Source organism: Streptomyces sp. NPDC059002, from assembly GCF_042740435.1.
Classification (GTDB): Bacteria; Actinomycetota; Actinomycetes; order Streptomycetales; family Streptomycetaceae; genus Streptomyces.
Genome location: NZ_JBHYJI010000065.1, coordinates 1 through 13,487, shown reverse-complemented (window position 1 = coordinate 13,487; position 13,487 = coordinate 1). Strand labels below are relative to the sequence as shown.

Genomic DNA, 13,487 nt, shown 5'->3' with positions numbered 1-13,487 from the left:
TCCGTACCGTCGAATCCGCGAAGCGCAGATGCTAGCCCCAGATTCCGCTGCGGCGAATATTCCGGTCGGCACGGTTTTCCCCCGAGAATGGGACTGTACTGCGCATGGCGCGGGCGGGGCAGACAGGGGGAACTGATGTCCGTATCCATTTCCGGTGTATTCATCGGCGCCCGCAGGCAGTTCGGCGTCACCCGCAGGCGCTTCGCCATCGCCATCAAACGGCTCGCGGCGGGCACCACCGCATCGGCTCTGGCGATCGGCCTCCTCGCGTTCTTCAAGGACACGATGAGCGGGCCTCTGCTGTGGGTCTCGGCGGGACTCCTCGTGCTCGCCGTGCTGTTCCTCGCCGCGAGTCCCGCGCGCCCCGACGTCCTGCCGCCCACCACGTTCCCGCCGAACAACCTCCCCTTCCGCTCGCGGTACTTCGTGGGCCGCGGCAAGGAAATGGCCCGGCTGAAGCGGATGCTGCGGCCCGCCAAGGGCGCCAAGGGCCGCCGCATCTGCGTCGTCCACGGCACCGGCGGCGTCGGCAAGTCCCAGCTGGCCACGGCGTACGCGCACGAAACGCTGGCCGAGCACAGCCTCACCCGGTGGCTCAACGCCACCAGCCCCGACCGGCTCCTGTGCGACCTCCTCGAACTCGCCACCCTGATCGGCATCGCCTACCACGAGTCCAAGACCGTCGTCCTGACCCGGCTGTGGAGCTGGCTGCGCGACCACCCCGACTGGCTCCTCGTCTACGACAACGTCCAGCTCGACGGCGCCGACGCGCACGGTGACGGCCCGGTCGACCACCAGCAGCGGCTGCAGTCCCTGCTGCCGCCCGAAGGCGTCGGCGAAGTACTGATCACCACCCAGCTGCGCGACGGCTGGACCGGCCTGTGCCCCGACCCCGTCGAACTCACCGTCTACGACGAGGGCGACGGCATGGCCTTCCTGCGCAAGCGGCTCCCGCTGCGCACGGGCCCTGCCGCCGACGAACGGCTCGGCAGGCTCGGCAGGCAGCTCGGCTGGCAGCCGCTCGCCCTCGAACAGGCAGGGGCGTACATCGAGCAGGCCGAGATCAGCGTCGAGGGCGAGGACTACGAGGACTATCTGCAGCGGCTCTCCGAGCGGACCGCCGACAGCGACACCAAGACCTTCGAGCTGGCGATCGGACGGATCGGCGCACAGCACCCCGCAGCCGAGGACCTGATGCGGCTGTGCAGCTTCCTGGCCTCCGAGGACGTGCCGCGCTCCACGCTCTTCCGGTACCGCTCGGTCCTGCCCGACCGGCTGCGGCTCGTCATGGACGACCAGCTCGCCTTCACCCGGCTCGTCCTCAAGCTGGTCGACCACTCCCTGATGACCCGGCACGGCGACGGCCGCACGGAGCCGGTGACCTACGGGATCCACCCCCGGGTGCAGATCATCATCCGCAACCGGCTGACCGGCCACGAGCGCCTCGAGTGGTCGCAGGCCGCGGTCCGGCTGATCGAGTCGGCCTTCCCGCTCGCGCCCGAGCAGCTCGACGCGCGCGTCGTCTGCGAGCGGCTGATGCCGCACGTCGACGCGGTCACCGCCGAACCCGCCTGGGCCTCGGACGGCGACGGCGAACTGGGCGCCGCGCAGGACCCGGAGGCGCTGGTGCGGCTGCTGCACCGGGCGGGCAGCTACCAGAACCACCGCTGCGACTGGGAGAGCGCGCTGGCCTTCTTCACCCGCGAGACCGAGCTGCGCAGCCTCGGCACGGGCTCCGACCACTGCCTGGCGACGGCCCATCTCGCCATCGCCCGCCAGCACTACCTCCTCGCCCACCTCGACACGGCCGAGGACGCCTGCGGCAGGGCGCTCGCACTGTGCGACGCGCACAAGGACGACGACGCCTTCCAGCAGATACGGGCGCAGTGCTGCCGCCAGTTCGGCGGCATCCTGCGCGAACGCAACCGCTTCCGCGAGGCGAGCCGCTTCCTCGAGGCCGCCCTGCGGATCTACGAGCACCAGGGCTCCGGCTGGGAGGTCATCGACTGGGCGGTCACGGAGCAGGAGGCCGGCATGATCCACCGCAACGCGGGCCGGCTCACCGCGGCGCTCGACTGCTACCGGCGGGCGGAGGCCCTCGTCGGCGGCGGCGGTTCCACCGGGCTCGAGGAGCACGTGCTGTTCCGCGCCATGCTCCGCCGCGACATCGGGATCGTGGCGCAGGACCGCGGCGACCTGGACACCGCGCAGGACGAACTGTCGGCGGCGCACGCCGTCTTCCGCAGCAAGCGCGGCGAGGAGGACTTCGAGACGGCGCAGGTCGCCAAGTTCCTCGCGGACGTGCTGCGCCGCAAGGGCCAGCAGTGCAAGGCCGCGTCCCGGCAGACCCACAACCCGCTGCGCAAGCGGCGCCTGCATGCGCAGGCCCAGACCTACCTCACGACGGCGTACGAACTCCTCGGCCCGGTCCTCACCCTGCTCGGCGAACGCCGTACGACGGAGGCCCACACCTACGCCGCCTGTCTCAACAAACTGGGCTCGCTGCAGTGGGCGCAGGGGCACCTGCACAAGGCGATCGGCACCCTGCGCGAGGCCGAGGAGATCTACGTCACCGCGTACGGACCCGACCACCACTACCGCGCGAAGACGCTCTCCCGGCTGGGCCCCGTGCTGCGCGCCGCGGGCGACCGCGAGGGTGCGGAGCGCGCGCTGCGCACGGCCGAGCGGATCTTCATCGCCAGCCTCGGCGACCGCCACCCCTCGCTCGTCACGGTGTACGAGTTCCTCGCGGACTGCACCCAGGACCCGGAGCGGGCCCGGACGCTGCGGGCCGACGCCGCCCGCATCCACCGGTCGCTCTGGGACAACTCGTCCCCCTCGTGAAAGCTTGCACAAGCGGCCCCCTACGATAGGGCGCGTGCCAAACGTGACCCGAGCCGACGTCGCTCAAGCCGTGCGGAACCCGCTCGCCTACATCGCCGAGCGCTGGACCCCCACCCAGCGGACCGTCCAGCAAGCGGCCTTCCTCTCCCTCGCGATGACCGTGGTCATCGTGGTGACGGGCGGCGCCGTCCGCCTGACCGGCTCCGGCCTCGGCTGCCCGACCTGGCCCAAGTGCACGGACGAATCCCTGACCGCAACCAGCGAGATGGGCTTCCACGGCGTCGTCGAGTTCGGCAACCGCATGCTGACGTACGTGCTCTGCGCGGTCGTCGGCTGGGCGATCATCACCGCCCGCTCGCAGAAGCCGATGCGGCGCAGCGTCACCCGGCTCGGCTGGACCCAGTTCTGGCTCGTCATGGGCAATGCCGTGCTCGGCGGCATCGTCGTCCTCGTCGGCCTCAACCCGTGGACGGTCGCGGCACACTTCCTGCTCTCCACCGCACTGATCGCGGTCGCCACCACGATGTGGCAGCGCACCCGCGAGGGCGACGCCGCGCCGCGCCCGCTGGTCGGCAAGGCCGTGGTGCAGCTCGTGTGGTTCCTGGTCGCGGCGTCCGTGCTGCTGATCGCGATCGGCACGATCGTGACGGGCTCGGGACCGCACGCGGGCGACTCCAGCGACGTGCCGCGCATGGGCTTCGACTGGGAGACGGTCAGCAAGCTGCACGCGGTCCTCGCGTGGATCGTGGTGACGCTGACGTTCGCCCTGTGGTTCGTCCTCAAGGCGGTCGACGCGCCGCGCGGCCCGCTGGCCCGCACCCGCGACCTGTTCCTGATCCTGCTCGCGCAGGGCGCCATCGGCTACGTGCAGTACTTCACCGATCTGCCCGAGGTCCTGGTCGGCCTGCACATGTTCGGCTCGTGCCTGGTGTGGATCGGCGTGGTGCGGGTGCTGCTCGCGCTGCGGGAGCGGCCGGTCGGTACGGCCGGGCTGCCCGCCCAGGCGGACGACTCACGGCTCTCGGCCGTCTGAGAGTCCGTACACCCGGCGGGCGTTGCCCGCCGCGATCATCCCCGCCACGCGCTGTGCGTCGGTGAGCGACCAGGCCCCCTCGGCGACCCAGGTGCCGAGCACCCGCCCGAGCGCCTCACGGAACAGGTGCGCGCCGACGACGTGCAGTTCGGGCAGTCCGTGGGCGCCGCTGGAGAACAGCAGCTTGCCGAACGGCGCGAGTTCCAGGATCTCCGCGAGCACGGCCGCGGCCCTGGCCCCGGTGCGGACGAGCGCGGGGCCCAGGTCCGCGTAGATGTGCGGGAAGACGGCCGCGAGATGCGCGGCGCTGCGGTGGTACGGATAGCCGTGCAGCAGCACCAGGTCGGTGCCGAGCCCCGCGGTGGCGCGCGCGAAGTCCCCGAAGTACGTCTGGGGGTCACCGGCCCCCGCGTGCAGCTGCAGCGGCAGCCCGGAGGCCACGGCGATCCACAGCAGATGCCGCAGCAGCACCGGGTCGGCCAGTTCGCCGCCGACCTGCCGCCCCGCGAGCCAGCGCCCGACCGCGCCGCGCACCTCACCGGGTCCCGGCGGTTCCGCGCTGAGGGCGAGCGGATGCCGTACGCCCGCGACCGAGGTGAAGGCGACGGCTCCCCCGGCGGCGGCGTGCACGGACTCGGCGAGATTGGCGAGGAACGAGTCGGCGGTGCCCGAGGTGTCGGCGACCTGCTCGGCCAGTAACTCCAGGCGGACGATCTCGCGGGCGTCGGCGTCCCCGGTGGACGCCATCTCGCCGGGACCCGTCAGGTCGCCCGGCAGTCCGGTGTCGACGAGGTAGGTGGTGATGCCGCTGCCGCGCAGCAGGCGCCGCCCGGATTCCAGTACGCCCAGTTCCCGGCGGCGGGCGAGATAGCGGGCCGGCGGGCAGTGCTGCTCCAGGCCGAGCAGTGGCGGACACCAGCGGCGCACGGCGAAGCCGGTCTGGGTGTCGAAGAAGGTGGTGCCGGGGGCGGGTGGTCCTTCGCCCCGGCCGAGGTGGGCCTCGAAGGTGCCGAGGCCCAGCTCCGTACGGAGAACGCCATGGCAGTACTGATCCACCAGGGACGGCGTTTCGATCATGCGGGCTCCCGCGGAATGGACCTTGCTCCTACGGTCCTAACGGGTGACCCGGGCGTCAGGTGTTGCTTTCGGACAGTCTCCGGGGCCCGAACAGGAGCCCGAGAGGGGGCCCGATCGGCCGTCGCGGAGGGGGTCCGTCAGCGGTTGCTCGGGCCGCCGATCTGGATGCCCGCCATGCGGGTCCACTCGTAGGGGCCGGTCTCCACCTTGGCGGCGAAGTCCCCGTCGAAGTCCTCGTGCACGGTGATGCCGGCCTTCTCGACGGCGCTCCGCGCGACGGCGTAGGTCGGCGCCACGAGGTCGCCCCAGCCGCCGTCCTCGCCGACGAGGACGATGCGGGTGCCCATCTGACCGATGTACGCGATCTGCCCCTCGGCCCCGCCGTGCGCCCGCGCGAAAGAGCCGATCTCCTTGGCGAGCTTGGCCGCCCTGCGCTCGTCCTTGGCGCCCTGCTTGCTCTCGTCCACCTGCTGCGTGTCTGCCATGAGCAGGATGCTACCGACGGGTAGATCTTCTCGCGACGGGCAGACGACGTGGCATGGACCACGCGGGGCGCCCCGTAGGGCGAACTACCGGAGGAACGGGTCGACCGCCACGGCGACGAAGAGCAGCGAGACATACGTGATCGACCAGTGGAAGAGCCGCATCTCCTTGAGCTTGACGCCCGTGACCTCGGCCTTGGCACGGTTCTGCAGACCGTGCGCCTCCCACAGCCACCAGCCGCCGGTGACCAGCGCGACCGCCGTGTAGAACCAGCCGGTGTAGCCGAGCGGCTGGAGCAGCAGGGAGACGGCGACCATGACCCAGCTGTAGACGACGATCTGCCGGGCGACCACCTTGTTCGACGCGATGACCGGCAGCATCGGCACGCCCACGCGCGCGTAGTCGTCCTTGACCTTCATGGACAGCGGCCAGTAGTGCGGCGGCGTCCAGAAGAACATGACGAGGAAGAGGATGATCGGCGCCCACGACATGGAGTTGGTGACCGAGGACCAGCCGATGAGGACCGGCAGGCAGCCCGCGATGCCGCCCCACACGATGTTCTGCGAGGTGCGGCGCTTCAGGATCATCGTGTAGACGACCACGTAGAAGAGCAGCGCGCCGAGCGAGAGCCAGGCGGAGAGCCAGTTGACGGCGAGGCCGAACAGGAGGGTGGAGACGACCCCGAGGGTGATGCCGAAGACGAGGCACTCGCGCGGGCTCACCATGCCGGTGACCAGCGGCCGTTGCGACGTCCGGTCCATGAGGGCGTCGATGTCGCGGTCGATGTACATGTTGAGCGCGTTGGCGCCACCGGCCGACAGGTAGCCGCCCAGGCAGGTCACGAAGACCAGCCGCAGGTCGGGCACGCCCTGCTCGGCGAGGAACATCACCGGAACGGTGGTGATGAGGAGGAGCTCGATGATCCGCGGCTTGGTCAGCGCCACGAACGCCTTGACACGGGCCCCGAACGGCCGATGGCTCGGGCTCATGTCCGTCCCGGAAACCCCCGCTGGACGGGATTCAACGGCCGTCACGCACACCCCTGACAGAGACATCCCAGCGAGCCGACCAGCACCTTCAGACATGAAGATCCGGTAAAGGCTCGCGCGTACCACGCCACTGTAGACGTTGCCCATACCTCGCCCTTCGCGGGGGTGGGGTCGTGTTGAGCGGCCGGATGAGCGGTGCGGGTGACTCGATGAGCGGTCACATGAGCGGTGTCGACGGCCCATTGAGCGGACACATGAGCGCCCCTTTATTCACATGGCGAATCACCGTGCATTCCTTTCAGGAGGCGGATCCCCGCAGGGCCCGGCAGTCTGGAATGACTCGAAAAAATGCACGTTCCACCAGCGGTAGGCTCGACATCGGCCGGTGGGATCTACATCGCCGGCATTCGACATGTGGAGAGGAGCCCTGACTCAGGGTGAGCACCAAGCCGACCACCACAGACCTCGAGTGGACCGAACTGGACCAGCGAGCCGTTGACACCGCTCGCGTCCTGGCCATGGATTCCGTACAGAAGGTCGGCAACGGCCATCCCGGTACGGCCATGAGCCTCGCGCCCGCCGCGTACACCCTCTTCCAGAAGGTGATGCGGCACGACCCGGCGGACGCCGACTGGACCGGCCGCGACCGGTTCGTGCTCTCCGCGGGCCACTCGTCCCTGACCCTCTACATCCAGCTCTACCTGGCCGGCTTCGGCCTGGAGCTCGACGACCTGAAGGCGTTCCGGACCTGGGGCTCGAAGACCCCCGGCCACCCGGAGTACGGCCACACGGTCGGCGTGGAGACCACGACGGGCCCGCTCGGCCAGGGCGTTGCCAACGCCGTGGGCATGGCGATGGCGACCCGCTACGAGCGCGGTCTCTTCGACCCGGAGGCGGCCGACGGCTCCTCCCCGTTCGACCACTACATCTACGCGATCGCCGGTGACGGCTGCCTTCAGGAGGGCATCTCCGCGGAGGCGTCCTCGCTGGCCGGGCACCAGAAGCTCGGCAACCTCATCCTGCTGTGGGACGACAACCACATCTCGATCGAGGGCGACACGGAGACCGCGGTCTCCGAGGACACCATCAAGCGGTACGAGTCGTACGGCTGGCACGTCCAGCGCGTGGCGCCCAAGCCGGACGGCGACCTGGACCCCGAGGCGCTGTTCAACGCGATCCAGGCCGCCAAGGCCGTGACGGACAAGCCGTCCTTCATCGCGATGCGCTCGATCATCGCCTGGCCCGCCCCCAACGCGCAGAACACCGAGGCCGCGCACGGCTCGGCGCTCGGCGACGAAGAGGTCGCGGCCACCAAGCGCGTCCTCGGCTTCGACCCGGAGCAGACCTTCGAGGTTTCCGACGAGGTCATCGCGCACACCCGCAAGGCCCTCGACCGCGGCCGCGAGGCCAAGGCCGAGTGGGAGAAGGGCTTCGCCGCCTGGCGCACCGCCAACTCCGAGCGTGCCGCCGAGTTCGACCGCATCTCCGCGGGCGAGCTGCCGGCGGGCTGGGAAGAGAAGCTCCCGGCCTTCGAGACCGGCAAGGGCGTCGCGACGCGTGCCGCGTCCGGCAAGGTCCTGCAGGCGCTCGGCGCGGTCATCCCCGAGCTGTGGGGCGGCTCCGCCGACCTCGCGGGCTCGAACAACACGACGATCGACAAGACGTCGTCGTTCCTGCCCGCGGACAACCCGCTGCCGGAGGCCGACCCGTACGGCCGCACGATCCACTACGGCATCCGCGAGCACTCCATGGCCGCGGAGATGAACGGCATCGCGCTGCACGGCGGCACCCGCATCTACGGCGGCACCTTCCTGGTGTTCTCCGACTACATGCGCAACGCCGTCCGCCTGTCCGCGCTGATGCACCTCCCGGTGACGTACGTCTGGACCCACGACTCCATCGGTCTCGGCGAGGACGGCCCCACCCACCAGCCGGTCGAGCACCTGGCCTCGCTGCGTGCCATCCCGGGCCTGAACGTGGTCCGCCCGGCCGACGCGAACGAGACCGTCGTCGCGTGGCGCGAGATCCTCAAGCGCTACACCAAGGAGTTCGGCAAGGGCGCCCCGCACGGCCTCGCGCTGACCCGTCAGGGCGTGCCGACGTACGAGCGCAACGAGGACGCCGCCAAGGGTGGTTACGTCCTGTTCGAGGCCGACGGCGGCAAGCCCGAGGTCGTCCTCATCGGCACCGGCTCCGAGGTGCAGCTCGCCGTCGAGGCGCGCGAGCAGCTGCAGGCCGCGGGCGTCCCGACGCGGGTCGTCTCGATGCCGTCGGTCGAGTGGTTCGACGAGCAGGACCAGGGGTACCGCGACAGCGTCCTGCCGCCGTCGGTCAAGGCGCGCGTGGCGGTCGAGGCCGGTATCGGCCTGACCTGGCACCGCTTCGTGGGCGACGCCGGACGCATCGTCTCGCTGGAGCACTTCGGCGCTTCCGCGGACGGGAAGGTCCTCTTCCGCGAGTTCGGCTTCACCGCCGACGCCGTGGCCGCCGCGGCCCGGGAATCGATCGACGCCGCTCAGCGCTGACGCCGATATACGACCAAGTAGGAGATGTATTTTCCATGACAGACGCACTGAAGCGCCTCTCCGAAGAAGGCGTCGCGATCTGGCTGGACGACCTGTCGCGCAAGCGGATCACGTCCGGCAACCTCGCCGAACTGATCGACCAGCAGCACGTCGTGGGCGTCACGACCAACCCGTCGATCTTCCAGAAGGCGATCTCGTCGGGTGACGGCTACGAGCAGCAGCTCGCCGACCTCGCCGCCCGCAAGGTCACCGTCGAAGAGGCGATCCGCATGATCACGACGGCGGACGTCCGCGACGCCGCCGACATCCTGCGCCCGGTCTTCGACGCGACGGGCGGCCAGGACGGCCGCGTGTCGATCGAGGTCGACCCGCGCCTGGCGCACAACACGGCGGCCACGGTCGCCGAGGCCAAGCAGCTTGCCTGGCTGGTGGACCGGCCGAACACGCTCATCAAGATCCCGGCCACCAAGGCGGGCCTCCCGGCGATCACCGAGGTCATCGGCCTCGGCATCAGCGTCAACGTCACGCTGATCTTCTCCCTCGAGCGCTACCGCGAGGTCATGGACGCCTTCCTCGCCGGCCTGGAGAAGGCCAAGGAGCGCGGCCTGGACCTCGCCAAGATCCACTCGGTGGCGTCCTTCTTCGTGTCCCGCGTGGACACCGAGATCGACAAGCGCCTGGACGGCGTCGGCACGGACGAGGCCAAGGCCCTCAAGGGCAAGGCCGCGCTCGCCAACGCCCGCCTGGCGTACGAGGCGTACGAGGAGGTCTTCTCCTCGGACCGCTGGGCCGCGCTCGACAAGGCGCAGGCCAACAAGCAGCGTCCGCTGTGGGCCTCGACCGGCGTCAAGGACCCGGCGTACAAGGACACCCTGTACGTCGACGACCTCGTCGCGCCGAACACGGTGAACACGATGCCGGAGGCGACCCTGGAGGCCACGGCCGACCACGGATCGATCACCGGCAACACGGTCGCGGGCACCTACGACGCCTCGCGCGCCGAGATCGCCGCCGTGGAGAAGCTCGGCATCTCGTACGACGACGTCGTGCAGCTCCTCGAGGACGAGGGCGTCGAGAAGTTCGAGGCCGCCTGGAACGACCTGCTCAAGTCGACCGAGGCCGAGCTCGACCGCCTCGCTCCTTCGAAGGGCTGACCACCTTGACCGCAGTTCATGGAGCGAACCCGCTTCGTGACGCCGCAGACCGACGGCTCCCGCGTATCGCGGGGCCGTCGGGCCTGGTCATCTTTGGCGTCACGGGCGATTTGTCCCGTAAAAAGTTGATGCCCGCCGTCTACGACCTCGCCAACCGGGGTCTGCTTCCGCCGGGCTTTTCCCTCATTGGTTTCGCCCGCCGCGAGTGGCAGAACGAGGACTTCGCGCAGGAGGTGCACGACGCGGTCAAGCAGCACGCGCGCACGCCCTTCCGCGAGGAGGTCTGGCAGCAGCTCATCCAGGGCATGCGCTTCGTCCAGGGCAACTTCGACGACGACGACGCCTTCGAGCAGCTCAAGGCGACCATCCAGGACCTCGACAAGGCACAGGGCACGGGCGGCAACTTCGCCTTCTACCTCTCGGTGCCGCCGAAGTTCTTCCCTCAGGTCGTCCAGCAGCTCAAGAAGCACGGCCTCGCGGACGCCCCCGAGGGCTCCTGGCGCCGCGCCGTCATCGAGAAGCCGTTCGGCCACGACCTGGGATCCGCCCGTGACCTGAACGCGATCGTGCACGAGGTGTTCGCCCCGGACCAGGTGTTCCGGATCGACCACTACCTCGGCAAGGAGACCGTCCAGAACATCCTGGCGCTCCGCTTCGCCAACCAGATGTTCGAGCCGATCTGGAACCGGTCGTATGTGGACCACATCCAGATCACCATGGCCGAGGACATCGGCATCGGCGGCCGCGCCGGCTACTACGACGGCATCGGCGCCGCCCGTGACGTCATCCAGAACCACCTGCTCCAGCTGATGGCGCTGACCGCGATGGAGGAGCCCGCCTCCTTCGACGCGGACGCGCTCGTCGCCGAGAAGGCGAAGGTCCTCGGCGCGGTGAAGCTGCCGAAGGACCTCGGCAAGGACACGGTCCGCGGGCAGTACTCCGCGGGGTGGCAGGGCGGCGAGAAGGCCGTCGGCTACCTCCAGGAAGACGGCATCGACCCCAAGTCGAAGACCGACACCTACGCGGCCATCAAGTTGCAGGTGGACAACCGCCGTTGGGCGGGCGTGCCGTTCTACCTGCGCACCGGCAAGCGGCTCGGCCGACGGGTGACGGAGATCGCGGTGGTCTTCCAGCGCGCGCCCCACTCCCCCTTCGACCACACCGCCACCGAGGAACTCGGACAGAACGCGATCGTCATCCGCGTCCAGCCCGACGAGGGCATCACGGTCCGCTTCGGCTCCAAGGTGCCCGGCACCTCCATGGAGATCCGGGACGTGTCGATGGACTTCGCGTACGGCGAGTCCTTCACCGAGTCCAGCCCCGAGGCGTACGAGCGGCTGATCCTGGACGTCCTGCTCGGCGACGCCAACCTCTTCCCGCGCACGGAGGAGGTCGAGCTGTCCTGGAACATCCTCGACCCGATCGAGGAGTACTGGGACAAGCACGGCAAGCCCGCGCAGTACCCGGCAGGCACCTGGGGCCCGACCGAGGCGGACGAAATGCTCGCACGAGACGGACGGAGCTGGCGTCGGCCATGAAGATCGACCTTACGGACACCACGTCCAGCAAGATCAACAAGGCGCTCGTGCAAGGGCGCCGGGCGATCGGCACCCCGGCCGTCGGCATGGTGCTGACCCTCGTCATCGTCACCGACGAGGAGAACGCCTACGACGCCCTGAAGGCCGCCAACGACGCGTCGCGTGAGCACCCCTCGCGCACGCTCGTGGTCATCAAGCGCGCCGCGCGCTCGCCCCGCGACCGCACCACCTCGCGCCTGGACGCCGAGGTGCGCGTGGGCGTCGAGGCGGGCACCGGCGAGACGGTGGTCCTGCGGCTGTACGGCGAGGTCATCAACCACGCCCAGTCGGTCGTCCTGCCGCTCCTGCTGCCCGACGCCCCCGTGGTCGTCTGGTGGCCGGTGAACGCCCCGCTGGACCCCGCCAAGGACCCGCTGGGCGCCCTGGCCCAGCGCCGCGTCACGGACACGTACGCGGCCGAGCAGCCGATCCACGAGCTGACCGCCCGCGCCGAGGCGTACACCCCCGGCGACACGGACCTGTCCTGGACCCGCATCACCCCGTGGCGCTCCATGCTCGCGGCCGCCCTCGACCAGGTCACCTGCAAGGTCACCTCCGTCGAGGTGGAGGGCGAGGAGTTCAACCCCAGCTGCGAGCTGCTCGCGATGTGGCTCGCGGACCGGCTGGACGTCCCCGTCAAGCGCTCGCTGTCCGCGGGGCCCGGACTGACCGGCGTACGCATGGAGACCGACTGCGGTCCCATCGTGCTCGACCGGGCCGACGGCTCCCTCGCCACGCTCTCCATCCAGGGCCAGCCGGACCGCGCGGTGGCGCTCAAGCGCCGCGAGACGTCCGAGCTGATCGCGGAGGAGCTGCGGCGCCTGGACCCGGACGACACCTACGCGTCGGCGCTGAAGTACGGCGTGGACCGGCTCGGTGAGCCCGTGGAGCAGACGACGGCGCCGGAGCCCCAGGCGGCCGACGAGGCACCGAAGAAGACGGCCCCCGCGAAGAAGGCCGCCGCCAAGAAGGCGGCCGCGAAGTGACCGGCGCCCCGCAGCTCGTCGTCCACCGCGACAAGGAGCTGATGGCGCAGGCCGCGGCGGCCCGCCTCATCACGAAGATCGTCGACGCGCAGTCCGCCAGGGGCTACGCGTCGGTGGTCCTCACCGGCGGCCGCAACGGCAACGGCCTGCTCGCCGCGCTGAGTTCGGCCCCCGCGCGGGACGCGATCGACTGGTCGCGCCTCGACCTGTGGTGGGGCGACGAGCGCTTCCTGCCGGACGGCGACCCCGAGCGCAACTACACGCAGGCCCGCGAGGCCCTGCTCGACTCGGTGCCGCTGAACCCGGCGCGGGTGCATCCGATGCCCGCGTCGGACGGCCCCTACGAAGCGGACGCGGCGGCGGAGGCCTACGCCGCCGAACTCGCCGCGGCAGCAGGCCCGGAGGACCACGGCCCCGTGCCGACCTTCGACGTCCTGATGCTCGGCGTCGGCCCGGACACGCACGTCGCCTCGCTCTTCCCCGAGCTCCCCGCGGTGCGCGAGACGGAGCGCACGGTGGTCGGCGTCCACGGCGCCCCGAAGCCCCCGCCGACCCGCATCTCGCTCACGCTCCCGGCCATCCGGTCGGCCCGCGAGGTGTGGCTGCTCGCGGCGGGCGAGGACAAGGCGAAGGCCGCGGCCATCGCCCTGTCCGGCGCGGGCGAGGTACAGGCCCCCGCAGCGGGCGCCCACGGCCGCTCCCGCACCCTGTGGCTGCTCGACGCGGCCGCGGCCTCACAACTCCCCCCGGAGCTGTACCCACCGGCCGTGGCCTGAGCCCACTCCGCCGTACGCAGGAGGGCCCCGCACCACCCGGTGC

10 protein-coding genes are annotated in these 13,487 nt (G+C 70.5%); 7 read left to right on the top strand and 3 right to left on the bottom strand.

Annotated elements, in window-relative coordinates:
• Nucleotides 1-135: 135 nt before the first annotated feature.
• Nucleotides 136-2,844, top strand: coding sequence for a tetratricopeptide repeat protein (locus ACFWZ2_RS36545; RefSeq protein WP_384553252.1), 2,709 nt, complete (start codon nt 136-138; stop codon nt 2,842-2,844).
• Nucleotides 2,845-2,887: 43 nt separating this feature from the next.
• Nucleotides 2,888-3,877, top strand: coding sequence for a heme A synthase (locus ACFWZ2_RS36540; RefSeq protein ID WP_384553326.1), 990 nt, complete (start codon nt 2,888-2,890; stop codon nt 3,875-3,877).
• Here ACFWZ2_RS36540 and ACFWZ2_RS36535 read toward each other — a convergent pair.
• The 3 genes from ACFWZ2_RS36535 to ACFWZ2_RS36525 all read right to left on the bottom strand — a co-directional run bounded on the left by ACFWZ2_RS36535 (nt 3,857) and on the right by ACFWZ2_RS36525 (nt 6,477).
• The gene (locus ACFWZ2_RS36535) at nt 3,857-4,954 is read right to left on the bottom strand and encodes an amidohydrolase family protein (RefSeq protein ID WP_384553250.1); all 1,098 of its coding nucleotides are present in this window, start codon (nt 4,952-4,954) and stop codon (nt 3,857-3,859) included. The two genes, ACFWZ2_RS36540 and ACFWZ2_RS36535, sit on opposite strands and share 21 nt — an antisense overlap.
• 137 nt (nt 4,955-5,091) lie before the next feature.
• Nucleotides 5,092-5,439 carry a hypothetical protein gene (locus ACFWZ2_RS36530; RefSeq protein ID WP_384553248.1) on the bottom strand — a complete coding sequence of 116 codons (348 nt, stop codon included), beginning with the start codon at nt 5,437-5,439 and terminating at the stop codon, nt 5,092-5,094.
• Between the two features lie 84 nt (nt 5,440-5,523).
• Nucleotides 5,524-6,477, bottom strand: a complete 954-nt coding sequence (locus tag ACFWZ2_RS36525; protein WP_384553324.1) for a heme o synthase — start codon at nt 6,475-6,477, stop codon at nt 5,524-5,526.
• Nucleotides 6,478-6,863: 386 nt separating this feature from the next.
• On the opposite strand from ACFWZ2_RS36525, the gene tkt reads away from it, so the two are divergent.
• Genes tkt through pgl form a run of 5 tightly spaced genes read left to right on the top strand, consistent with a single transcriptional unit; the run spans nt 6,864 to nt 13,444 of the window.
• Nucleotides 6,864-8,951, top strand: coding sequence for a transketolase (gene tkt, locus ACFWZ2_RS36520; RefSeq protein ID WP_384553246.1), 2,088 nt, complete (start codon nt 6,864-6,866; stop codon nt 8,949-8,951).
• Between the two features lie 35 nt (nt 8,952-8,986).
• A complete protein-coding gene (tal, locus tag ACFWZ2_RS36515) occupies nt 8,987-10,105 on the top strand; it encodes a transaldolase (RefSeq protein ID WP_384553244.1) in 1,119 nt (372 codons plus the stop codon).
• A 5-nt stretch (nt 10,106-10,110) separates the two neighbouring features.
• Nucleotides 10,111-11,643: a glucose-6-phosphate dehydrogenase gene (gene zwf, locus ACFWZ2_RS36510; RefSeq protein ID WP_384553242.1), complete on the top strand. Its 1,533-nt coding sequence runs from the start codon at nt 10,111-10,113 to the stop codon at nt 11,641-11,643.
• Nucleotides 11,640-12,668: a glucose-6-phosphate dehydrogenase assembly protein OpcA gene (gene opcA / locus ACFWZ2_RS36505; RefSeq protein ID WP_384553240.1), complete on the top strand. Its 1,029-nt coding sequence runs from the start codon at nt 11,640-11,642 to the stop codon at nt 12,666-12,668. The genes zwf and opcA overlap by 4 nt, the downstream gene beginning before the upstream one ends.
• A complete protein-coding gene (gene pgl, locus ACFWZ2_RS36500; protein WP_384553238.1) occupies nt 12,665-13,444 on the top strand; it encodes a 6-phosphogluconolactonase in 780 nt (259 codons plus the stop codon). The genes opcA and pgl overlap by 4 nt, the downstream gene beginning before the upstream one ends.
• The last annotated feature ends 43 nt before the right edge of the window (nt 13,445-13,487 follow it).